A 24,607-nucleotide genomic window follows, 5' to 3' on the forward strand; every position below is an offset into this window, starting at 1 on the left:
GCCCCCTTTTGGACACGCTTTATTTATATATATGGGGCAACATGAAAAAAAATGAGCAAGTCCTTACATGAAATGTAAAAGAACTGCTCATTTATTACGTTTATTTTCACCTTCCACCTTTACAGGAGTGGCTAACGTCTTGATTCGTTCCATAATCCGCGCGGCTTTCAACTCTTCCTCTTCACCTTTTTGTGTATACGTTAAATGGTGCTTCATCTGCTGAAAATTTAGATTTGACGTAAAAAAAGTCGGTAGATTTTCCAGCATTCGGAATTGAAGGATAGTGCCCAGCACATCGTCTCGCATCCAGCTCGTTACAGATTCTGCGCCCAAGTCATCTAACATTAAGACGGGCACTTTTTTAACGTATTCTATCTTCTCGTTAAAAGTTTTATCTTGAAAAGATCCTTTAAGCTCTCGCAAGAACTCAGGAACATATACAATGGTTGATTTCACTTTCTTTTCAGCTAAGGCATTAGCAATCGCACCTAAAAAGTAGGTTTTCCCAACACCGAAAGACCCATGTAGATAAAGAGCTTTCATCTTTTTATTAGGTTCATACTCCCTGACAAAATCTCGCACTAACTTAATAGCTTCAAGCCGGCCTTGCTCAATTTCAATCTCTGACATGGAAGCGCTCAAAATATCTTTCGGTACATAAAGACACTGAATAAATGACTCTTGCTCTTTGCGTTCATCTTCAGTTACTTTTCTAGGACAGCGCTCATAAGTTACATCAATATTCTTACCATCAATGGAAAGCTTTGGATGATAGCCTTTAATCATATTAACGCAGCTTTGTAAAGATGGACAGTCTTGACACTCTTTGCTCTGCCCTTTAAACTCATGCATCTTAATAAGACCACGTTCTACAATACCTTCATCCAATTGATCCCGATTCTTCCTTAAAAAATCTTGGACATTACGATCAGAAAGTACTTCTGATTTTAACGTTTCAAATCGTTCCTTAAAACCTTGATTATTCGCTAATTTGTTTAGTGAATCATTGATTGACTTCATCCCATTACCTCTCCTTTCCATTCATTAATCCTCACGATTCTTCTTTAAGTCCAAATCAAGCTGCTTTAATTCTTCTTCAAGTTTCCGCTTTTCTTCTTCAAAATCTAAATCTTCTTTTTGGCTTTGAGGTTTCTTTTCCTCTTCCGACTCTTCTTTCAACCAGTCTGGGACCAGCTCTTTACGAACCGTTCGTTTTTTCTTCGTCGTTGCTTGCTTAGACTCAGCCCAATTTTGGTATTCCTTATGCTCATTCTTCGCAATAATCATCGCTTCTTCCACTGTTTTTACCTTTTTACGAGCCCAGTGCCCCGCAATTTTATCCACATATGCTTTCGATAACTTCATATCTGTTCTTAGCATGACATAATAAATAAGTACGTTAGCAACACCAGGAGAAAGATTTTGATGAAACATAACGTCTTCAACCATTTGTAAATCTGCTTTAGAAGGCGTTGCTCCACCGGACAAGTCTGTCAGTAGCTGCTTTGGCGACGTCACTTCTAACTGCTTAATTAACTTCTCCTCTTGAGAAATAGGCTCTTTATGTTCCATTGTTCGTAATAACGGCGGCTGAACTTGTTCACTTAAGTTAGGCAGTGCTTCACCATTTTCAAACTGATAATGGTTTCTAGCAGCTTTTCGAAGCATTTCAATATCTACTTGATCATTTTCATTAAGCGCGTCCAAGACAACATTCTTCATTTGCAAAGCATCGATTTGATATAAAAACGCCAGCTTTTCAATTGCTGACCTTACTTTGATTGTAATGGCTTTTTTAGAAATCATGGACTCGGTTAAACCTGCCAGAAATAAATCAAAATCAAACCCTGCATCCCTAATCGTTATATTCGCTCTTTTGGAGTTATCAACATAGTCTAAATCTTTACTTGGTATGAAGACATCTTGATTCTCTCGTTGTAAACTTGACGTGAGCTCTGTCGTTTGTACTGACTTATAGACATCGTTAAATGACCGAGTAACGTCTTTAAATTCCATCTGGTCAACAGCTGGGTCCATAAAGTATCGTCTAATTTTTTGAAATACATTTTTCCCTAATCGATTGTATAAGTAGACATTTAAAACACCATCATCAAAGAACTGTTGTGGTGTTAATGGAGGAATTAACTCATAAATATAAACTCTTCCCCCGTCATCTTCTTTCATATAGGTTTTTAATAAGCCAATTCCCTCAAGCTTTAATCGCTCTTGATAAATGGATTTTAAGTTCATTTGCATAACGGCCATTAGATGATGATGCGTTACTTCTGCTCCCCACAAGCGCCCTTGCTCTAGTTCACTCCATAACGTCATATATAAGCCATAGCACACGGTTCCAATTAACGGTTGATAGAGAGTTGTTAACACTTTTCGATCATATTCTTGAATAACGCCGCTCGTTCTCACAACATAACGGTCAACTGGAATAATTTCTTTCCAATGTTGCTCATTCATCATCATTACCTACCCAATTCTAAAATAGCAAAAAAGAGCTAAAAAATCTCTTTAATAGCTCTTTTATAGTTTTTCTTTCTTAATTAACTCTTTTAGTTCATCAATAAAGACATTAATGTCTTTAAATTGACGATAAACAGAGGCAAAGCGTACATACGATACTTCATCAATAGCAGCTAGCCTTTCCATTACCATTTCCCCAACAACGTCCGACTGAACTTCTGATGCACCTTGACTACGCAGTTCAGATTCAATATCATGTACAGTATCTTCAAGTTGTTTCAAGCTAACTTGTCTTTTTTCACATGCCTTAATCAAACCGCGTAAAATCTTCTCTTTACTAAATTCTTCACGCGCTCCGTCTTTTTTCACTACGATTAAAGGTGGCTCTTCTACTTTTTCAAATGTTGTATAACGGTAGTGACAATTTTCGCATTCACGTCGCCTGCGAATTGAACGACCTTCTTCAACAGGCCGTGAGTCTAACACTCTCGTTCCATTATACTGACAGGAAGGACATTTCATCTTCTCAACTCCAATAAATAACCTTTTATATTTGTATAAACTAAGCAGCTTGTACGAACTGACTGCCTATGTATGTTAGAAATTTAAAATAAAAATTCACTTTCTTTTCATATTATAGAAAACAAAGCTTGAATACAAGTGAAGGAGAATGAATTCTGAAATTTTATTTCCTAAAACATTTGTTTTCCAATAGATAAAGGCGTTATACAGCTTTATTTATTCAATATACTTTATTTCCCTTACTTAATAGCAATCAAATGCTGATCAAAATGCTTATAAAAAAAGATGATTAATTCTTTACTATACCCAAAATCGAATGGCATCACTTTTGATTCCGTTGTAACCGAAAAATCGATAGCGGTTTCAAAAGGTCGTAATGAAATAATCGTAATAACAACAAATGCTTTTCGCCCCTTAGATACGTTTAAACTAATCTCTCCACGCTCTTCATAAGCAGCTAAAATCTCTACTCCATTCATATTCTTCAATAAATTTTGCACCTGAGTAAATGTTTGAGAGGCTGTTGATTTATAGTAATGTGTTTGTAACTTTGGATTCTCGTGGTGGTCTCTAGTTTCAGAATGATTCGAAAAAACTGACTTTACTTTTTGAATAATCCCCATGTTGTATAGACTCCTTTTTATCAAAATAATCGCTATAGCTATTAAAAATATACTAGCTACTTTCTTTATTATAATGGATAAACGATATTTTTGTATCTAAAAAGGACTGTCTATAAATGGCGAGTCCAATTTATAGAGCAGTCCCTAATTGTCTTAGCTTTGTTTTATACTATTAAAGTACATTTGCTTTCGTTTGCTTTACTTGTACAGGACCCATTCCACGTGGCACTTCAATTGTCTCACGTGTTTGAGCATTTAGTTCATCTGCAATATAGTCAGCAGCGATTGTTGGATCTAAGTCTCCACATGTGTATACATCGATACTTGCATATCCATGCTCTGGAAAGCTGTGAATAGTTAAGTGTGATTCTGAGATAATAACAACCCCACTTACACCCTGAGGTGCAAACTTATGAAAAGCAACCTCACGAACTTCCGCTCCAGTCTTTAATGCTGCATCTACAAACGTTTTTTCAATATAATCCATATCATTCAACTTATCGAAATCACAACCCCATAATTCTGAGATAACGTGACGACCCATTGTTTCCATAATGATATTTCCCCCTTTAACAATTTTTAATCGTTAAATATGAAATTCTTTCGCCATATAGCATGTTAACTACCACGGGGGAAAGTTAGTCCAGAGAGGTCCTAACCCTTTAAGTAGATACATAACCGAAAGGTACACAAGAAGTTCACGAAACATAGTATACTTTGTTTAGACTTATTTTGCAACACGTGATTTTATTTAAATTTACAATCTGTAGCTAAACACAATTTATTCTCTGCCCCACCGCTTTCTTAAGACCTCTCATTTATTAGTTCCCTATCTTAATTAGAACAAACAATGAATTCAAACACAAAAAGCGAGGCATGATTGCCTCGCTTTTTTATCCAACTTTTAGCTTTGAATTTTGAATCATTTCTGCTGTAATATATTTCACCAAATCGACTACTCTTTGTGAGTATCCCCATTCATTATCGTACCACGCTAATACTTTAATTTTATGTTCATCCATGACCATCGTTGATAAGCCGTCAATGATTGCTGAATGAGGGTTTGTATTGAAATCAATTGATACTAATGGTTCTGTTGTAAATGCCAATATGCCTTGTAAGGGACCCTCTGCCGATTGAATAAACATTTCATTCACCGCTTCTTTTGTTACCGCTTTCCTAACATCGACAACAAGGTCGACAAGCGAGACATTTGGCGTTGGAACCCGCAGCGCCATACCATGTAATTTCCCACTGAGATGAGGAAGCACCAGCGATAATGCTTTGGCAGCCCCAGTTGTTGTAGGGATAATGGACTGACCGCATGCGCGCGCGCGTCGCAAATCTTTATGTGGATTATCAATATTTTTTTGATCATTCGTATATGCGTGAACTGTTGTCATCAATCCGTTCTCAATGGTGAAAGCTTCGTCTAATACTTTCACAACAGGCGCTAGGCAGTTTGTCGTACAAGATGCATTTGAGATAATATGGTGCTTATGCACATCCAATACCTTTTCATTTACCCCCATTACAATCGTGACATCTTCATCTTTACCAGGTGCTGTTAAGACAACTTTTTGAGCACCAGCCTCAATATGTAACTGTGCTTTTTCTCTAGAGTTAAATTTCCCAGTTGCTTCAATCACTAGATCAATTTGCAACTGTTTCCACGGTAATAAGAGTGGGTCTCGCGAGTCAAGCAGTTGAATTCTTTTACCATTTACAATCAACGCATCTGTTTCACAAATAACTTCTCCATTAAATGGACCATGAATAGAGTCATATTTAATTAAATGTGCTAATGTTTCTGCAGGATAGCTTGCATTAATTGCAACAATATCTAACTTCTCCTCTTCAATTGCTGTTCGAAAAACCATTCTTCCAATTCTCCCAAAACCATTAATTGCAATTCGTGCTTTCATGGCTGTTCCCCCTAACAAATATGTTATACTATTTAACCTTTTATACAAAATAGTATAACATAAATAATTTTAAAATGAAGAATTATTGCACATTATTTTATTGTCTTATTCTACATATATTAAAAAAAGCTGGAAAGAATGACTTCTCTCCAGCTCAATTTGTTAATTTTGATACAAGTTTTATCACTTGTTCTTTTGTTTCAGCTATACTTCCATTATTATTAACTATAAAATCTGCCATCTTTGCCTTTTCAGTTAAAGGCAGCTGAGACTTAATTCTTGCTAATGCATCTTCTTTAGAAAGGTTATTCCGCTTCTGTAGTCGCTCAAGCTGCACAAGTTCATTTACATGGACAACAACAACTTGGTCTACCAGATACGTTAATTTGCTTTCAAACAAAAGCGGAATATCCAACACAACTAGCTGATATTGCTCAGCAATCAGCTGCTCTTTTTGCTTTAACATTTCCTTTCGAACTTCCGGGTGTACAATTGAATTTAGCTTTTGACGTTCCTGTTCATTATGAAAGATAATCTGACCAAGAGCAGCACGATTAATTTCTAAATCTTCTTGTAAAATGCCTTTTCCAAACGTCTCAACAATTTTACTATAAGCCGCTCTACCGTTCTGAACGACTTCTTTTGCAATTTGATCAGCATCAATAACCGGTATACTCATTTCACGGAATATGGCTGCAACCGTACTTTTTCCACTAGCAATTCCACCCGTTAAACCAACAACAATCGTCATAATGTTCTCCCTTTTTAATTCTTATAATCTAAATATCCCCATTAAAATCAATACAACACCTGGTACAAATGAAAACATCCTCATCCAAGCTAATTTAGAAAACCATTTTCCAATTTGAATTCCTAATGTAAGAAAAATAAAACTCATTGCTGCTACGGCAATGGCCAATATAATTGGAGAATAGCCTAATAAAGCTGCTGCTATTCCAGCTCCAAATGCATCCAACGATAACGCAATACCTAAAATTAACGCTTCAACTCCCGTAATAGAGCCGGATTTATCTAAATCTGCTGTCGTCGGCTTTTTCAAAATGTTAATAACCAACCCAATAGATTTTATTTCCACTTTAAAAATAATCTTTTCTTCCAACTTTGCTGTTTCCTCATCTTCAGGACGAAAAAATTGATACAAAATCCACATGCCCAACAATACAAAGATAATACCACCAATGGTGTCAAGCGCAGCCGGAGAAAATAAGTGAGTAATCATTTTACCGACAAACATTGCAAGAGTTAATGTAAACGCGGAACAACATGCAATGATTAAAATTGATTTAAACGGAATTTTAAGTTTTCTCAATCCGTATGTTAATCCTACGCTGAAGCTATCTAGGCTTACTGCAAAAGCTACTAGTATTAAAGAAAGTGAAATCATCTTAAAGAGCTCCTTCCATTTCATCTATCTAAAGTATATGAAAGGAGCCCATCCATTGTTATTATTCTTCAAGCTTCTGGCAACTTGGACAAATATGCGTACCTCTTCCCGCTACTACATATTTTCTAATCGGGGTGCCACATATAGCACAAGGTTGGTCTTTTTTCCCATAAACATAAAGCTGAAGCTGAAACATTCCCATCTCTCCTTGAGTGTTTACGTAGGACCGAATGGTGCTTCCGCCTTTTTCAACCGCTTCCTGTAGAGTTGCTACTATTTCTTTATGCAAACGGTCCAGCTCTTCATCGGTGAGCTCGCTTGCTACACGTTCAGGATGTATACGAGCTCGAAACAGTGCTTCATCCACATAAATATTTCCAAGACCAACGACCACTTGTTGATCTAATAAGACCGCCTTAATTTTTCGGGTCGTTCGACCGATTCGTTTTTTTAGAACTTCAGCTGTAAACAGCGCTTCAAAAGGCTCTGGACCAAGTATACTTAGGGGTAGTGATGATTCTTCTTCTCCTGGCTGAAATAAATGCATAGTCCCAAATTTCCGTACATCTTTGTACCTTAACTGCGTACCATCGGTAAACAAAAAGATAACATGCGTATGCTTATCAATCGGTTCATCCTTTTCAGCAAGAGCGTACTTCCCTTCCATTCGGAGATGAGAAACCAATACGTAGTCATCTAAGATAATTTTCAAAAATTTACCTCGACGGTGTACATCTAGAATCGTCTGTCCCTTTAGTGCGTCACAAAACTGTTCAACATCAACTGGTCGCTTAATGATATTTGACCAAGTTACTTTTACTTCATCAATTGTTTTTCCTTTTACTAAATGAATGAGCGTGCGGCGAACCGTTTCAACCTCTGGTAATTCCGGCACCTTATCCACCTCTCTTTGCTAGTTCATTGTTGTTTACTTAGCATCAAACCAAGTAGCACCGTATGAATAATCTACCTTTAAAGGTACATCTAATTTCAGTGCGCTTTCCATTACTTCTGGAACAATGCGTTCAAGAATTTCAATTTCATGTTTCGGTGCTTCAAAGATAAGCTCATCATGTACTTGAAGAAGAAGCTTGGTTTCTAAATTTTCTTCTTTTAATCGCTTAGCCATCTCGAGCATTGCTTTTTTGATAATATCAGCAGCTGTTCCTTGAATAGGTGTGTTCATAGCCGTTCTCTCAGCAAAACTTCTGAGATTGAAGTTGCGGCTTGTAATCTCAGGTAGGTAGCGACGACGGTGCAATAAAGTCGTTACATAGCCTGTTTCTTTCGCTTGACGTATAATGTCTGCCATATATTCTTGAACTCCAGGAAAACTTTCTAAGTAGCGCTCAATAAACTTTGCTGCTTCTTTTCGCGTAATACCGAGATTCTGTGATAACCCATAATCACTAATGCCATACACTATCCCGAAGTTAACCGCTTTTGCTTGACGTCTCATATTCGACGTCACATCTTCTTTTGCTACGTGGAACACATCCATAGCCGTTTTCGTATGAACATCTAGATCTTCTGTAAATGCCTCAATTAGTTTTTCATCCGCTGCAATATGTGCTAAGACACGCAGCTCGATTTGAGAATAATCGGCGGCAAAGATTACCCAATCTTTCTGAGAAGGAACAAAAGCTGAACGTATTTTTTTCCCTTCTTCCAAGCGGATAGGGATATTTTGCAAATTAGGATCAACTGAACTTAACCGTCCTGTTTGCGTTAACGTTTGATTAAAACGCGTATGAACTTTTTCATCAGAATGAATGACTTTCTTTAGCCCTTCCACATATGTAGACTGAAGCTTACCAAGCTGACGGTATTCTAAGATTTCTTGGATAATTTCATGCTTATTAGCCAACTGTTCCAACACATCTGCAGAAGTAGAATAGCCCGTTTTTGTCTTTTTAATAACGGGAAGCTCAAGCTTTTCAAACAATATAACTCCCAGCTGCTTCGTTGAATTAATGTTAAATTCTTCTCCAGCGTAACTATAAATAGTAGCTTCTAATTCCTTCAAGCGCTCATGAATAGTTTTCCCTAACTCATCTAGTCGGTTGTGGTCAATTTTCACTCCTTGATATTCCATGTCAGCTAATACAAATGACAGGGGCATCTCAAGCTGTTCATATAAGTCATATTGCTCATTTTCTTTTAGCTCTGTTAGCAGCTTTTCTTTTAAAAATCGAAGCGCTGCAGCTTTTCTAGCAACATGTTCTGCTAATTCATCTACTTCAGGTACAGATTTCTTTGCACCTTTTCCATATACTGCTTCATCAGAGTTTACTTGCGTATAGCCTTTTAACTTAGCAATTGTAGCTAAATCATCGTTGGCTTCCGCAGGGTTTAAGATATAGGAAGCAATCATGATATCTTGTTCAATTCCTTTAATCTCATAGCCTTCCCAACGCATCGCGACAACCATTCTTTTTCCATCAAATACGGTCTTTTTCATTGATGCATCCTGCAGCCAGTTTACAAATTCAGAAGACTCTAAGGCTACTGATTTTTCAATGAAAAAGTGGCCGTTTTCATTGCTAATACCAAAGCCTAACAGCTGATCACGATGATAATTCTCTTCATACCCTTCCACAACAAGCGCAGCGTCTTTGGTTAGTATATTTTTGTCTACACTTTGCACTATCTTATGTTCAAGCTCTTCAAAAGAATTGCTATCCTCTGAATCGCCACCAAATTTATCTAACAAGGAATTAAAGCCGAGCTCTTTAAATAATGCTAGAAGCTTTTCACTATTTTCACCTTCATACAAAACGCTTTCCAAGCTCACTTCAATGGGTGCGTTTGTGTCGATTGTAGCAAGCTCTTTGCTCATGAGTGCCTGCTCTTTGTTATCCGATAGCTTTTCTTTTAATTTTTTACCACTTACTTGATCGATCGATTCCAAGACGTTTTCAACTGTACCAAACTCTTTTAACAATTTCAGAGCCGTCTTTTCTCCAACTCCAGGAACACCCGGAATGTTGTCAGAAGAGTCCCCCATAAGCCCCTTCATATCAATTATTTGCATAGCCTTAATTCCATACTTCTCATCAATTAAAGCTGGAGTATAGGCATCAACATCTGTAATGCCTTTTCGCGTGATACCGACTGTTATGTGTTCTGAAACAAGCTGAAGTAAATCTTTATCACCTGAAATTACTTTCACTTCAAAGTTCTCTTTTTCAGCTTGTGTTGCCAATGTACCGATAATGTCATCGGCTTCGTAATTCTCTAGCTCATAGCGCTTAATTCCGTAAGCATCTAGCAAGTCTCGAATAAATGGAAATTGCTCTGATAACTCAGGCGGCGTTTTTTGTCTTCCACCTTTATACTCTGTAAATGTTTTATGACGAAACGTTGTTTTGCCAGCATCAAATGCAACAAGAAGATGTGTTGGTTTCTCCTCTTCTAAAATGCGCATTAACATCGTTGTAAATCCGTAAATGGCGTTTGTATGTATACCTTTATCATTATTCAGTAAAGGCAGAGCAAAAAATGCACGATATGCAATACTATTGCCGTCTATTAATACTAATTTCTTGGACATGAATAATCCTCCATTTCAAAAAAAAGAACGTTTATTCTATTTTATCAAAAGTTCCCTCTTAACAACAAAAACTAATCTATCTAATTACAGTTAGTTTTTTACCAGAAACTAGTTTCATACATAATTTGAACGAGGAATGCGCCTCAATTATAAATGGTATAAACAAAAAAGGCATTATCCTTTATAGAATAATGCCTTTGTCTTATGTCATAAAAAAATAGACGAAAGAAGTATGAAGACTCCTTTCGTCTTCCAAAATTGGCTCCTTGGATGAAGGGGTTTCCATAGAAAAGTATAACAAGCTTATATTAAGCTTCCTTAAACACTTTGTAAAAGGAGCGTAAACATTTGCTTAGTTTTCTAAGTATTTGTTTAATGTGACAGAAAAGGTTGTCCCTTCATTTACTTTACTCTGTACGTCAATGTGTCCTTTATGTGCTTCTACAAGATGCTTGACAATAGCTAGTCCAAGACCTGTACCACCGGAGTTTCTACTTCTTGCTTTATCCACCCGGTAAAAGCGTTCAAAAATCCGAGGAATTTCTTCTTGAGCGATGCCAATCCCTGTATCAGTGATATGAACAAGGACCGTTTCTAATTTCTCTTCAATTTGAATATGCACTTTTCCGCTTGGCATCGTATAATTCAGTGCATTACTAATTAAATTCATAAAAACTTGGGTTAACCGCTGGATATCTCCTTCAATTAAACATTCCTCTTCCAATGTTTCGATTTGAAGATCAACTTCTCGCTCTTTTGCTCGATTAGAAAGAACCATAACAATTTCGTAAAGAAGCGTATTAATATTAATAGTTTGAACGGTTAACTGAAAACCTTGCTGTTCCACTTTTGATAAATCTAATAAATCTTGTATTAACGTTTCCATCCGTTGACTTTCATTCATGATAATCGATAGAAATTGCTTTCTTAGCTCAGGTTCCTCCATAGCTCCATCTAAAAGCGTCTCACTAAACCCTTTAATTGATGTGATAGGTGTTTTTAACTCATGAGATACGTTAGCAACAAAATCTCGACGAACTTGCTCTAGTTTCTTAAGTTCTGTTATGTCATGAAAGACAAGAACAATCCCTTTCCATTCATCATTTAACCCAATAATTGGTGCTCCATATACATCATAGTGACGACGCTCAATATTCCTAGAGAGTACAACATGCTTGCGAACTTTTACTTCTGTCATAAAAATCTCTTCTACTAGAGAAACCACTTCTTTATGTTCAAACACTTCATAATAAAGATGATATAAGAAATCATCCATCTTTATTTGGAACTGTTCTTTATAAGCTCGATTTACTAGGTTAATATAGCCGCGACTATCAATTAAAATCATCCCGCTACCCATATTTTCAATGAGCGTCCGCAAGCGATCTTGTTGCATCTCTTGACTACGAATTAACTCTTGTAAATTGCGAGCTAAAGCATTGATGGACTGACTTAACATTCCTGTTTCATCCATATAATCTTCATAGGTACGAGCTTTATAATTGCCTCTTGCTAACTCCATGGCTACCTGAGTAGCAGATTCAATTGGTCTCGTATAGCGATTCATTATCTTTATTCCTAGTAATAAAATGACGATTAACGCAACGCCAAGACTCCCAATTAACAGTCCCCATATTTGTTGATTCACTTGATTTAACGATGCAAAAGAGGTACTTAAAACAACAAAACCTTCTTTCTCACCATCAATGACAAGCGGTACGCCATAGTAATAGAGATCATGGTTTTCTTCAATACGACTGAACGCTTCCTTATTCATGCTTTGCTTCTTTATTACCTCTTGGAGTATCCTAGTGTTTTCCAAAGAACCACTGTCACTACTTGCGTTTGAATCTACAAGAATTGTGCCATCATTATTAATAACAGTTGCTCGAACACTTAATGACTCACTAATTGAATCTACATTTTCTTGCAGAGTTGGATTTGTCAGGCCTTCTTTACCAATAAAAAGTTCTACAAGCTCAGCTTCTTTTTCCATACGTTCTTGAAAGGTTTGAAAATAGAAGTTTTTAAAGAGCTGAGCTAATAATAAGCCTAAACAAACCAGTACCACAATAATTAAGGTTAGCAGTGCAAAAAGTAAGCGCGAGCGGAACTTATTCATCTACCTTTGGTTCCTCCAACTTATACCCTAAACCACGAATCGTTTTAATATAAATAGGCTTTCTTGTATTGCTTTCAATTTTTTCACGCAAATGACTAATATGGACATCTACGATGCGTGTATCACCAGCAAAATCATAGTTCCAAACAGCACTTAACAACTGATCACGAGTTAACACCCGTCCTTTATGTTTTGATAAATATAATAGTAGTTCAAACTCTTTTGGCGTTAATTCTAGCTGCTCTTGTTGAAAATAAGCTTCGTAATGCTCAGGAAGAATTTTTAAGTCTCCAATAAAAATTCTTTCTCCATCTTCTTCTTCCTGATCCGCTTGATTACTAATTTGCGAACGACGAAGTATGGCCTTCACCCGAGCAACAACCTCTCGTGGACTGAAAGGTTTGGTCATATAGTCATCTGCTCCAAGTTCTAAGCCTAACACTTTATCAAACTCATCATCCTTAGCCGTTAACATTAAAATAGGCGTCATAACTTTCTGCTGTCTAAGCTTTTTACACACTTCAATTCCATCCATTTTGGGAAGCATTAAGTCTAACACGATTAAATCTGGATTTTCTTCCAGTGCTTTATTGTACCCTTCTTCTCCATCCATTGCTGTGCTAACCTCAAAACCAGCTTGCTGCAGGTTATACTGTAATAATGTTGAGATTGACTGTTCATCGTCTACTACTAATAATCTCTTATTCATGTTCGTAACATAAGCCTCCATCAATTCATTTTAAACGCCACTTCATCCATTATTTTATCTATATGTATGTCATTATCATACACTGATTCTTTAAAGTTCTCAAAGGCATTTCATAATATTATGCCAATAAACAAGCCCCCTAATTGAAAAGGAGGCCTGTTTGTCACCGCATTAAAAGTTCTCAAACTCATGTGTCTCCGCAATGGATAGCTCTTGAGGAGGACATACAATAAATTGAGCTTGTACAACACTTTCTTCGTTTTCATCTGTTGCTTGTACGTCAATTGTAATTGTCTTTTCTTCCATATTTTTATCAACTACTTCAAATAAAAATTCAACTGTACTGTAGTGGTAAATACGCTTAGGAAATGAGACGGTTTGCTTTAAAACATGACTTCCCGGACCTGGCAGGTATTTGGAGATAGCAGCTGTCATCATTCCATTGATCATGATTGCTGGAACAATTGGCTTTTTAAATACTGTTTGTGCAGCATAATCATGCTGAATATAGAGGGGATTGGCGTCATTGGTTAGACCTAGATATAAGAGAATATCTTTATCCTCTATGCGTTCAGTAAGTGAAAGCTTTTCACCAACTTGAATTTGTTTTATAGTTCTTCCAATCTTTTGTTTTTTCCCTAGCACCATTGCTACTTCATCCTTTCTATTTGTAGCTTGTAGAAACAACCACGAATTACACGAACAGTTCTTGTATAAGATAGTGAAGCTTCTACAACAAAAAAATTCGAGGTTTCCCTCGAATTTTCCTGTTTTTCTTTTATAAATGATGCTTTTGTTTAATCAGTGCTTTCTTACTTATTAGATAAGAACGCTCATCACGTTTTTAACTGAATCAGCAGATTGATCTAGAGCTGCTTTTTCTTGTTCAGTTAGCTCTAACTCAATTACTTGCTCAATACCATTTGCCCCCAGAACTGTTGGTACGCCAAGGTAGATACCACTATAACCATATTCACCTTCTAAATACGCAATTGTAGGTAAAATACGACGCTGATCTTTTAGGATAGCTTCTGTCATTTCCAATAGAGCTGCAGCAGGTGCATAATAAGCACTACCATTTCCTAGAAGATTCACAATCTCACCGCCACCTTTACGCGTACGCTCCACAATAGCATTTAAGCGGTCTTGTGGAATTAACGTTTGAAGTGGAATTCCACCTGCGTATGAATAACGTACAAGAGGAACCATATCGTCACCGTGTCCCCCTAGTACAAAGCCAGTAACGTCCTTAACTGAGACATTCAGTTCCTGCGCGACAAATGTACGGAAACGAGCTGAATCTAGTACACCAGACTGACCAATTACACGATTTTTTGGAAATCCAGATTCTTTAAATACTGTATAAGTCATCGCATCAACTGGGTTTGTTAACACAATAATATAACAATTTGGTGAGTATTTAACAATTTCTTGCGTTACAGACTTCATTACCTTTTGGTTTGTCGTAACTAAATCGTCACGACTCATACCAGGCTTACGTGCAATACCAGCTGTAATAATGACAACATCAGAATCAGCTGTATCTTCATAGTTGGCTGTTCCTGTAATATTAGCATCAAAACCTTGTACTGGGCTTGCTTCTAACATATCCAACGCTTTACCTTTAGCTGGGTTTTCTGCCTGTGGAATATCCACCAATACAACGTCAGCTAACTCTTTTTGTCCGATCAAAAACGCAGTTGTTGCACCTGTAAAGCCAGCACCAATAACTGAGACTTTTTTTCGTTTGTTTGACATGTTAATTCCCCCAAATCGTTCTCTTTTACTATTATACTGTTACTTGATTTCCTAAGTTTTTAATTAACTCATCTGCAAATTCAGAGCATTTTACTTCTTTTGCTCCATCCATTAAACGAGCAAAATCATATGTTACTACTTGAGAAGCAATTGTTTTTTCCATTGATTCCATTACAAGCGTAGCTGCTTCAGTCCAACCTAAATGCTCTAGCATTAACACACCTGATAATAATACAGATGAAGGATTTACTTTGTCTAGACCCGCATACTTAGGAGCAGTACCATGTGTTGCTTCAAAGATTGCATGTCCAGTTTCATAGTTAATGTTGGCACCTGGTGCAATACCAATTCCACCTACTTGTGCAGCTAAAGCATCCGAAATGTAATCACCGTTTAAGTTCATTGTTGCAACTACATCAAATTCACGAGGGCGTGTTAAAATTTGTTGTAAGAAGATATCTGCAATTGAATCTTTTACGATAATTTTTCCAGCAGCTTCTGCTTCTGCTTGTGCTTTATTTGCAGCGTCTTTTCCGTCTTTTTCAACGATGCGGTCATATTGAGCCCAAGTAAATACTTTATCGCCGAATTCTTTTTCAGCTAGTTCATAACCCCAGTTTTTGAAGGCACCTTCAGTGAACTTCATGATGTTCCCTTTATGAACAAGGGTTACAGACTTACGACCGTGCTCGATTGCATAGTTAATTGCTCCGCGTACTAAGCGCTCTGTACCCTCAGATGATACTGGTTTAATACCAATACCTGATGTTTCAGGGAAGCGGATTTTGTTAACACCCATTTCAGTTTGTAGGAAGTTGATTAACTTTTGAACTTCTTCAGAACCTTTTGCATACTCAATACCAGCATAGATATCTTCTGTATTTTCACGGAAGATAACCATATCCGTATCTTCTGGACGTTTAATTGGTGATGGAACACCTTCGAAATAACGCACTGGACGTAAGCAAGTAAATAGATCTAACTCTTGACGTAAAGCAACGTTTAGTGAACGGATTCCACCACCTACTGGCGTTGTTAATGGTCCCTTAATCGCGATTATGTACTCACGAATAACATCTAATGTTTCAGCTGGTAACCACTCGCCAGTTTCGTTAAATGCTTTTTCCCCTGCTAATACTTCTTTCCAAACAATTTCTTTTTCGCCATCATATGCTTTTTCAACAGCTGCTTCTAATACACGAGATGCTGCTGCCCAAATATCTGGACCAATTCCGTCTCCTTCGATATATGGAATTACTGGGTTGTTAGGTACATTTAACACTCCGTTTGTTACCGTAATTTTTTGTCCGTTTGTCATAAAAATAACCCCCTTGAAGTTTTAAAGCTTATTAGCTTAGTAGCTTATTATAAAGTGCTCAACTCACGCTGAGCACTTTCTCACATAAAAGTTAATCTCTTTGCTCAATCGGGATATACGCTTGTTTTCCTTCACCGATATAATCGGCACGTGGACGAATTAATCGATTGTTTGAATACTGTTCTAAAATATGCGCTACCCAACCTGATACACGGCTTACCGCAAAGATTGGTGTAAACAAATCATGATCAATTCCTAAGCTGTGATAGACAGAAGCAGAATAGAAGTCTACGTTTGGTGGCAGCTTCTTCTCACTTGTAACAATTTCTTCAATCTTTACAGACATTTCATAAAGAGTAGCGTCTCCAGCTTGTTTTGTAAGCTTCTCAGACATCTCCCTCAAATGTTTAGCACGTGGATCTCCTTGCTGATACACACGGTGACCAAAGCCCATAATCTTCTCTTTATTTGCTAACTTACTGCGAATATAAGGCTCTGCATTTTCTACCGTTTCAATATCAGATAGCATTTTCATAACAGCTTCATTTGCACCACCATGAAGAGGACCTTTTAAGGCTCCGATTGCTGCTGTAATGCCAGAATAAATATCTGAAAGAGTTGCTACACAGACACGAGCGGTAAATGTCGATGCATTTAGTTCATGGTCAGCGTGTAAGACAAGTGCTTTATTAAATGCTTCAACTTCAATGTCAGTCGGTTCATTACCCGTTAACATGTACAAGAAGTTAGCAGCAATGCTATAGTTTTCGTTCGGTTCAATTGGATCCATTCCTTTTCGAATGCGTGAAAAGGCTGTTACAATTGTTGGTAATTTGGCTTGTAGGCGAACTGCCTTACGATAATTAGCTTCTTCATCCATTAGGTCTGCTTCTGGATCGTACAGACCAATTAGTGACACGGCTGTTCTTAAAGCTGCCATTGGATGAACATCTTTGATTGGATATGTTTTGAAATGATCTAATACTTCATGAGGTAATTTAGCATTCTCTGCTAGTAACCTAGAAAAAATAGATAACTCTTCTTTATTTGGTAATTTTCCATGCCAAAGCAAATAAACTACTTCTTCAAATGTAGCATAGTCTGCTAAATCATCAATATTGTAACCACGATAAGTTAGCGTGTCGTCAATAATGGAGCTTACCGCTGAAGTTGTCGCAACAACTCCCTCTAAACCTCGAGTCGCAGTCATATTCCCATCTCCTTTACAGAAAAGATTTCCCCATACACCCTATTGTACATACGAAAATAAATTAATTGAGCGCTGGCTCAATTCCACATCACATAAGACATTTCTATAGAAGCGCATCGTTTCTCATAGGGTTTTCTTAAGACCCTGATAAAAAAAGAAAATGCTTACATTTTCGTATTGCTAAATAACATAAAGAAAATATGCTATCTAGTATGCTTTTTTAGTTGTTTTATCGTATACGTTATACCATACAATTGTATGTAATGAGATGCGGCTTCAAACTATATTATAAACAATTATCTGACTTTTGTGAATGAAAAGAGTAAATAAATTTTAAAAAAATTGTTATTATAAAAAAATTTCTACTAAAATAACTCTGTAATTTTAATAAATAAATAGGCAATTCCAGCACCAATCAGAGGTCCTACTGCAACTCCTTGGAATAGCGCCACAGCTAGGATTGTACCAAATACAAGAGCTGTTGTGATATGAGGATCTTCCGACAATAAAGTCAGTCCATATTTAGCAATAATTGCCACTAGGATTCCAGCAGCTAATGCAACCCATGCATATGAGGATTTGATAGCTTCTCCCAATTGTTTAAAACCAATATCACCTGTTGCAATCGGTACTAATACCGCAACTGTAATAACGGTTACCCCTAGATTGATTCCTTTAGACTGTAAGTAAGGGAATACTTTACCGTCTAGACCTATTAATTTAATAACTAATAAGAAACCTACTGCTATGATTAACGACTGATTTTTTGCAATTAATCCTATAACGAATAAAATAGCTAAAAACATAACTGGCTGTGAAAACATTTGTTTCCCCTTCCTTTCATTACTTTGATACTTATTTGAACTTTATTTTCTAGTGAAAACCTCACTTTTTTCTTTTCACTCTTTCATAAAAGTTGTAAAATACTAACAAAACCACTTTTAAAGGAGGTTGTTAACTACTTGCCTAAGATCTATTGGATTCGCTTTTTACGCACCGTGATTTTATTGACTGGTTTAACCGTCACGTTTCTAGTCGCTTATTACCTTTCAACGCTGCTTTATCCATTCATCATTGCCTTTATCATTGCACTCTTCATGAACCCAATCGTAAACTTTTTTGAGCGTAAGTTAAAGTGTAAACGCTACATTGCTGTTCTCATTTCAATCATGCTTATTTTTTCCATTCTAGCAGGCTCAATTACGCTCTTAGTAACTGAAATAATAGCTGGTACAACCTATCTAGCAAAAGTCGTTCCAAATAATTTTGAAGCCGTCATCGTATACATTGAAAATTTCATTGCCAGCAAACTGATTCCTCTTTATAACCAAATCGCTTCCATGTTTAACAGTTTAAACCATAATCAACAAGAAACTATTTTAACAAATATTCAAAATGTCGGCAGTAGTATTACAACAAATGTAGGAGATTTTGTACAACGACTTTTACAAGCCATTCCAACTTTTCTCGGATGGCTCCCTAATATCGCAACTGTTGTTATTTTTTCTTTACTTGCTACCTTCTTTATTAGTAAAGACTGGAATCGTTTTCTTACATTTAGTAAAAGCTTTTTATCACCAAAAGTAAAACAGAGTAGTGAAGCTGTAGTAGGAGAGCTAAAAAAAGCACTCTTTGGATTTATCCAAGCTCAGCTCACGCTTATTTCCATTACAACAATTATTGTTCTTATTGGTCTGCTCATTTTACGAGTCGATTATTCAATTACCATCGCTTTACTTATCGGCTTTGTAGATTTATTACCTTATTTAGGAACTGGACTCATTTTCGTACCTTGGATTATTTATGCGTTTACAACTGGAAATATTTCCTTTGCTGTTGGTTTATCTGTTTTATACTTGGTTGTTATCGTACAACGCCAAATTATGGAACCGAAAATTCTATCATCTAGTATTGGATTAGACCCTTTAGCTACTTTAGTTGCTTTGTTTGTCGGCTTTAAATTAATTGGTTTTCTTGGATTAATTGTCGGGCCTATCTTACTAGTTATTATTCGTACGCTCTATTCAGCCGGCATATTTCACGATATCAAAAACTTTATTATGGCAAAATAAAAGTGTGCTTCATGAGAACAGTTCTCTCATTGACAGCACACTCTTTTTTAATGAACGCTATAATTTTCATTATTAACGAATAATTGTAAAACGGCTACGGTTTTGAAATAGTCGTTGAAACAGCTTCATAACAGTTGGCTTGATAAATTTTCTTGTTGTCGGAATAAGTAATAAAAAACCCGTTGTATCGGTAAAGAAGCCTGGCGTCAATAATAAAAGTCCACCAATTAAAATACAAAGTCCATCTACAATTGCATCGCCAGGAACTTGTCCAGAATTCATTTGCTGACTTGCTCTCTGTAAGGTCTTTACACCTTGCTTCTTTGCTAAATAAGCCCCTAATATTCCTGTTGCTAAAATTAAGAAAAACGTTGGTAAAATACCAATTTTTGAACTTACTGTTAGCAATAACGTAATTTCGATAGCAGGAATAATAATTAAAATTGGAACGAGAAATTTCACCGTCAACTCTCCTTCTATCTGACTATAGAAAAAGAGAAGGTAAAAAACCTTCTCCTTTATAAATTATTTATGACTTACAGAACGCTTGCATGCCCGTTATATACAACGCCACGAGCTGAATCCACTGTAATATCTTGTCCATCTTGGAACGTTGCTGTTGCGCCTTCTACGCCTACAATGACAGGAATGCTTAAGCTTAGTCCTACAACAGCTGCATGGCTTGTTAAGCCACCTTCTTCTGTGATTAATGCACTTGCTTTTTCAACTGCACTAATCATGTCGCGGTCTGTACTGTTTGTAACTAAAATTGCACCTTCTGTCATCTTTTCATTTGCTTCAGCTGCGCTTTTCGCTACAACTACTTGGCCAACTGCTGACTTACGTCCGATTCCTTGACCCTTTGCTAGCACATCTCCTACAACTTGTACTTTCATTAGGTTTGTAGCACCAGATTCTCCAACAGGTACACCAGCTGTAATAACAACTAGATCACCATGTGATACAATACCCGTTTTCACAGCGTCGTTTACAGCATGCTCTAACATGTCATCAATATTTGTGCAACGCTCACCTACAACTGGTGTAACGCCCCATACTAAAGCTAAGCGACGAGCTACTGAATCGTTTGCTGCTACCGCTACGATTGGAGATTGCGGACGATATTTTGAAACGATTTTTGCCGTATATCCACTTTCAGTTGGAGCAACGATTGCACTTGCATTTAGGTTAAGTGCAGTATGCCCTACAGATTGACCAATTGAATCTGTAATTGATGTACCAACTTGCTTACTACGTTGTTGTAGAATTTCACGGTAGTTAAGTGCTTGTTCTGCACGTGATGCAATCGAATGCATTGTTTGAACAGCTTCAATTGGATAAGAACCAGCAGCAGTTTCACCTGATAGCATAATTGCATCTGTACCATCAAAGATTGCGTTCGCTACGTCACTTGCCTCTGCACGAGTTGGACGTGGATTACGTTGCATAGAATCAAGCATTTGTGTTGCAGTGATAACAGGTTTACCAAGCTCATTACATTTTCTGATTAAATCTTTTTGTACTAATGGTACTTCTTCAGCAGGAATTTCTACTCCTAAGTCACCACGAGCAACCATTAAACCATCAGACACCTCAAGAATTTCGTCGATGTTATCGACACCTTCTTGGTTCTCAATTTTTGAAATGATTTGAATGTGTGTAGCATTATGTTTTTCTAATAGCTCACGAATTTCTAATACATCTGACGCACGACGAACGAAAGAGGCAGCAATGAAGTCAAGACCTTGCTCGATTCCAAACACAATGTCGTTTGCGTCTTTTTCTGTGATACCTGGTAAGTTTACACTTACGTTTGGTACGTTAACACCTTTTTTATTTTTCAAAGTACCTGGGTTCAATACTTTTGTTTTGATTTCACCAGCAGCTTTATTAACTTCTAATACTTCAAGTCCAATTAAACCATCATCTAAAAGAATTTTAGAACCTGGGTGTACATCGTCGACTAGACCAGGATACGTAACTGAGAATTTTTCAGTTGTCCCTACTACTTCTTTCATAGACACGATGATCTCAGAACCTTCTTCTAAATCGATTGCACCATTTTCCATTGTATTTGTACGGATTTCAGGACCTTTTGTATCAAGTAAGATTCCAATTGTTTTTCCTGTCTTTTGAGCTGCTTCACGAATGTTAACAATACGTGCACCGTGCTCTTCGAAATCACCATGTGAAAAGTTTAAACGACAAACATTTAAACCAGAGTTAAATAGTTCAACTAACTTTTCTACACTCTCACTTGCTGGACCAATAGTACCTACAATTTTTGTTTTACGCATTCTATCTTCCTCCTATATAGTGGTATAACCAAGCTTCTCAATTAATACAAACTTTGCACTCAAAGTCACTGGCCTAATTACTTTTCACTTTAAACTCTAACAGCAATATGTAGTTTAGTCAGGCAATGATATGCTCACTGAAACCAAAGAAAAAACTATTATGTAAGCAGTAAATAGACTATCACAACACATGATGTATTGTATACTCATAGCATAATTTTTACGCTTAACGAGTTGATTTTTCATTACAATTAACTTGGTTTATCTAATGATTTTACTATTCCCGTCTATTTGACAAGCATGCCTATAAAATTGGTTTTAGGCATTACAATAAAAGAAGCGAGTTGCTTTCCCTATAACAATGTCTTTTAAATCCATTGAAGGAAAATGCAGGCTTCTTCTTAAGAATCCTATAGGGTTTTGCTGTCTATAAAATACCATGAAGAACTATGAAACACAATAGAGAAGAGCTATTGTAGAAACGAGAAAATGCACCCCCTATCAAAATAGAGGATGCTTTATTGTTTATTTTACACCGATGGCATCGGTTTCAGCTGAAAATTGTCCAATTTTTTTGTATTTTTCATAACGCTCTTCAACTAATTGCTCTTTTGTGAGTTTTGTTAATTCTTGTAAAGAGCTACGAATCGCCGCTTCCATGTAACTTGCTTGTTCATCAATATTACGATGAGCTCCACCTTTAACCTCTTCCACAACCTCATCCACAATACCTAGTTCTTTTAAATCAGGCGCGGTAATTTTCATTGTTTCTGCTGCTTGCTTAGCAAGCGTTGCATCTTTCCATAATAACGCAGCAGCACCTTCTGGAGATATAACTGAGTACGTGGAGTTTTCAAGCATATGAAGATGGTTTCCTACACCAAGTCCTAATGCTCCTCCGCTTCCTCCTTCTCCAATAACAATACAAACGATAGGTACAGTTAAGCCAGCCATTTCAAAAAGATTTTTTGCGATGGCTTCGCTTTGTCCTCTTTCTTCCGCTGCTTTTCCTGGGTAAGCACCTTTTGTATCAATAAAGCAAATAATTGGTCTGTTAAACTTTTCAGCCTGCTTCATTAAACGTAACGCTTTACGATAGCCCTCAGGATGTGGCATTCCAAAATTGCGACGGATATTCTCTTTCGTATCTTTACCGCGCTGATGTCCAATGACCGTAACAGGTACACCTTGAAACTTCGCAATGCCTCCCACGATAGCTTCATCATCACCGTAATAACGATCACCATGGCACTCTAAAAAATTAGTAAACAATCTTGAGATATAATCAAGCGTAGTTGGACGTTCAGGATGACGCGCAATCTGTACACGATTCCATGGGCTTAAGTGATTATAAATATCTTTTTCTACTTTTTCCAAACGCTTTTCTAGCTTTTCAATCTCTGTTGATAAATCAACATCCGTGTTTGTTGCAAACTCTTTTAACTCTGCAATTTTATTACGCAACTCCACAATTGGGCGTTCAAATTCTAATTCACTTACCACTGTACGTCACCTCCTACATGAATGTCTAAAATATTTGTGAGCGTTTCTTTTAAGTTATGACGCGCCACAACCGCATCTAATTGTCCGTGTTTTAATAAAAATTCTGCTGTTTGGAAGTCCTCTGGTAATTCTTCTCGAATCGTTTGCTCAATAATTCTTCGACCTGCAAAACCGATTAAAGCACCGGGCTCTGCTAAGTTGTAATCTCCTAGCGAAGCAAAACTAGCAGATACGCCTCCGGTTGTAGGGTGCGTCATAATTGAAATAATGAGTCCACCTTTATCACTATACATTTTTAACGCTGAGCTTGTCTTAGCCATTTGCATTAAACTTAAGATACCTTCTTGCATTCTAGCTCCACCTGATGCTGTAAAAATAAGAAACGGTACGCCTAAATCTTTTGCTTTTTCGATAGCTCTTGTAATTTTTTCACCTACAACAGACCCCATGCTTCCCATTCTAAAATGTGAATCCATAACAGCGACGACTACTTTTAAACCATTAATGTCGCCTTCACCCGTTACGATAGCCTCACTAAGCCCTGTTTTTTCACGATCTTTCTCTAATTTTTCAACGTAATCGGGAAATTCTAGAGGGTTTTGAGAGCGCATTGTACGATCATATTCAATAAATGTGCCTTCATCAATTAAGCTACTAATTCTTTCTTGAGCAGTCATTTGATGATGATGCCCACAGTTTAAGCACACTTTTAGATTTTTATTAAGTTCTTTCGTGTACATGATTTTTTTGCATTTTTTACATTTTGTCATAATTCCTTCAGGTACATCTTGTTTTAGGTGTTCTGATGGAACTGAAGCATACTTTCTCTTCTTTGTATTCTTTGTATTCTTTGTATTCTTTGTATTTTTAGTAAATAGATCTCTTAACAAAGTGTAACCTCCTTTTGATTCTTTTATCTAAAAGAATCCGTCTTCGTATCCTTTGCTTACCATATAATAAGCATCAGTCTGAAACCAATAGAGCGTTTATCACCTATTATTCAAAAATAGGTTACACAATCGGTGAAAACAGACCATGAAGTATGAATCGACTCATAATTCTTCATTTTGTGTACTAGTTGATATTTACTTTACAAGAAAAGTTGTACATTTTGT

The 24,607-nt window shown here is 36.8% G+C and carries 22 protein-coding genes; 1 reads left to right on the forward strand and 21 read right to left on the reverse strand.

Translation table 11 applies throughout. The features are described 5' to 3' along the window. Positions 1–87: 87 nt before the first annotated feature. The 17 genes from dnaI to NIZ91_18555 form a co-directional block, all read right to left on the reverse strand. Positions 88–1,020, reverse strand: coding sequence for a primosomal protein DnaI (dnaI, locus tag NIZ91_18475; GenBank protein USY54692.1), 933 nt, complete (start codon positions 1,018–1,020; stop codon positions 88–90). Positions 1,021–1,044: 24 nt separating this feature from the next. After that, positions 1,045–2,472 (reverse strand): replication initiation and membrane attachment family protein, encoded by a 1,428-nt coding sequence (locus NIZ91_18480; protein USY57228.1) that lies wholly within the window; start codon positions 2,470–2,472, stop codon positions 1,045–1,047. A 63-nt stretch (positions 2,473–2,535) separates the two neighbouring features. Next, positions 2,536–2,997: a transcriptional regulator NrdR gene (nrdR, locus tag NIZ91_18485; GenBank protein USY54693.1), complete on the reverse strand. Its 462-nt coding sequence runs from the start codon at positions 2,995–2,997 to the stop codon at positions 2,536–2,538. A gap of 239 nt (positions 2,998–3,236) precedes the next feature. After that, the gene (locus NIZ91_18490) at positions 3,237–3,620 is read right to left on the reverse strand and encodes a cytosolic protein (protein USY54694.1); all 384 of its coding nucleotides are present in this window, start codon (positions 3,618–3,620) and stop codon (positions 3,237–3,239) included. Positions 3,621–3,792: 172 nt separating this feature from the next. Next, positions 3,793–4,173, reverse strand: a complete 381-nt coding sequence (speD, locus tag NIZ91_18495) for an adenosylmethionine decarboxylase (protein USY54695.1) — start codon at positions 4,171–4,173, stop codon at positions 3,793–3,795. Positions 4,174–4,513: 340 nt separating this feature from the next. Then, on the reverse strand, positions 4,514–5,545 hold the full coding sequence (locus NIZ91_18500) for a glyceraldehyde-3-phosphate dehydrogenase (GenBank protein USY54696.1): 1,032 nt from the start codon (positions 5,543–5,545) through the stop codon (positions 4,514–4,516). A gap of 154 nt (positions 5,546–5,699) precedes the next feature. Further along, complete coding sequence (coaE, locus tag NIZ91_18505) at positions 5,700–6,296, reverse strand: dephospho-CoA kinase (GenBank protein USY54697.1); 597 nt, start codon at positions 6,294–6,296, stop codon at positions 5,700–5,702. A gap of 21 nt (positions 6,297–6,317) precedes the next feature. After that, positions 6,318–6,950 (reverse strand): sporulation membrane protein YtaF, encoded by a 633-nt coding sequence (gene ytaF, locus NIZ91_18510; protein USY54698.1) that lies wholly within the window; start codon positions 6,948–6,950, stop codon positions 6,318–6,320. Between the two features lie 61 nt (positions 6,951–7,011). Then, positions 7,012–7,845 carry a DNA-formamidopyrimidine glycosylase gene (gene mutM / locus NIZ91_18515; protein USY54699.1) on the reverse strand — a complete coding sequence of 278 codons (834 nt, stop codon included), beginning with the start codon at positions 7,843–7,845 and terminating at the stop codon, positions 7,012–7,014. A 33-nt stretch (positions 7,846–7,878) separates the two neighbouring features. After that, entirely contained in the window at positions 7,879–10,503 is a 2,625-nt protein-coding gene (gene polA / locus NIZ91_18520; protein USY54700.1) for a DNA polymerase I, read from the reverse strand. A gap of 352 nt (positions 10,504–10,855) precedes the next feature. Continuing rightward, positions 10,856–12,625, reverse strand: coding sequence for a cell wall metabolism sensor histidine kinase WalK (locus NIZ91_18525; protein USY54701.1), 1,770 nt, complete (start codon positions 12,623–12,625; stop codon positions 10,856–10,858). Continuing rightward, entirely contained in the window at positions 12,618–13,334 is a 717-nt protein-coding gene (locus NIZ91_18530; GenBank protein ID USY54702.1) for a response regulator transcription factor, read from the reverse strand. The genes NIZ91_18525 and NIZ91_18530 overlap by 8 nt, the downstream gene beginning before the upstream one ends. 171 nt (positions 13,335–13,505) lie before the next feature. Then, the gene (locus NIZ91_18535) at positions 13,506–13,982 is read right to left on the reverse strand and encodes an enoyl-CoA hydratase (GenBank protein USY54703.1); all 477 of its coding nucleotides are present in this window, start codon (positions 13,980–13,982) and stop codon (positions 13,506–13,508) included. Between the two features lie 171 nt (positions 13,983–14,153). Then, entirely contained in the window at positions 14,154–15,092 is a 939-nt protein-coding gene (gene mdh, locus NIZ91_18540; GenBank protein USY54704.1) for a malate dehydrogenase, read from the reverse strand. A 31-nt stretch (positions 15,093–15,123) separates the two neighbouring features. After that, on the reverse strand, positions 15,124–16,410 hold the full coding sequence (gene icd, locus NIZ91_18545; protein USY54705.1) for an NADP-dependent isocitrate dehydrogenase: 1,287 nt from the start codon (positions 16,408–16,410) through the stop codon (positions 15,124–15,126). A 91-nt stretch (positions 16,411–16,501) separates the two neighbouring features. After that, on the reverse strand, positions 16,502–17,620 hold the full coding sequence (gene citZ / locus NIZ91_18550) for a citrate synthase (protein USY54706.1): 1,119 nt from the start codon (positions 17,618–17,620) through the stop codon (positions 16,502–16,504). Between the two features lie 365 nt (positions 17,621–17,985). Continuing rightward, complete coding sequence (locus NIZ91_18555; protein USY54707.1) at positions 17,986–18,444, reverse strand: DUF441 domain-containing protein; 459 nt, start codon at positions 18,442–18,444, stop codon at positions 17,986–17,988. 138 nt (positions 18,445–18,582) lie between these two features. On the opposite strand from NIZ91_18555, the gene ytvI reads away from it, so the two are divergent. Beyond that, positions 18,583–19,692, forward strand: a complete 1,110-nt coding sequence (gene ytvI, locus NIZ91_18560; protein ID USY54708.1) for a sporulation integral membrane protein YtvI — start codon at positions 18,583–18,585, stop codon at positions 19,690–19,692. Between the two features lie 72 nt (positions 19,693–19,764). On the opposite strand, the gene fxsA is transcribed toward ytvI, so the two are convergent. From fxsA to accD, 4 genes are all read right to left on the reverse strand, one after another. Beyond that, positions 19,765–20,154, reverse strand: a complete 390-nt coding sequence (gene fxsA, locus NIZ91_18565; protein ID USY54709.1) for a membrane protein FxsA — start codon at positions 20,152–20,154, stop codon at positions 19,765–19,767. A 74-nt stretch (positions 20,155–20,228) separates the two neighbouring features. Further along, complete coding sequence (gene pyk / locus NIZ91_18570) at positions 20,229–21,989, reverse strand: pyruvate kinase (GenBank protein ID USY54710.1); 1,761 nt, start codon at positions 21,987–21,989, stop codon at positions 20,229–20,231. Positions 21,990–22,514: 525 nt separating this feature from the next. Continuing rightward, positions 22,515–23,492 carry an acetyl-CoA carboxylase carboxyl transferase subunit alpha gene (gene accA, locus NIZ91_18575; GenBank protein USY54711.1) on the reverse strand — a complete coding sequence of 326 codons (978 nt, stop codon included), beginning with the start codon at positions 23,490–23,492 and terminating at the stop codon, positions 22,515–22,517. Then, complete coding sequence (accD, locus tag NIZ91_18580) at positions 23,486–24,382, reverse strand: acetyl-CoA carboxylase, carboxyltransferase subunit beta (GenBank protein ID USY54712.1); 897 nt, start codon at positions 24,380–24,382, stop codon at positions 23,486–23,488. The genes accA and accD overlap by 7 nt, the downstream gene beginning before the upstream one ends. Positions 24,383–24,607: the final 225 nt, after the last annotated feature.

Source organism: Bacillus sp. 1780r2a1, assembly GCA_024134725.1.
GTDB lineage: Bacteria > Bacillota > Bacilli > Bacillales > Bacillaceae_H > Priestia > Priestia aryabhattai_A.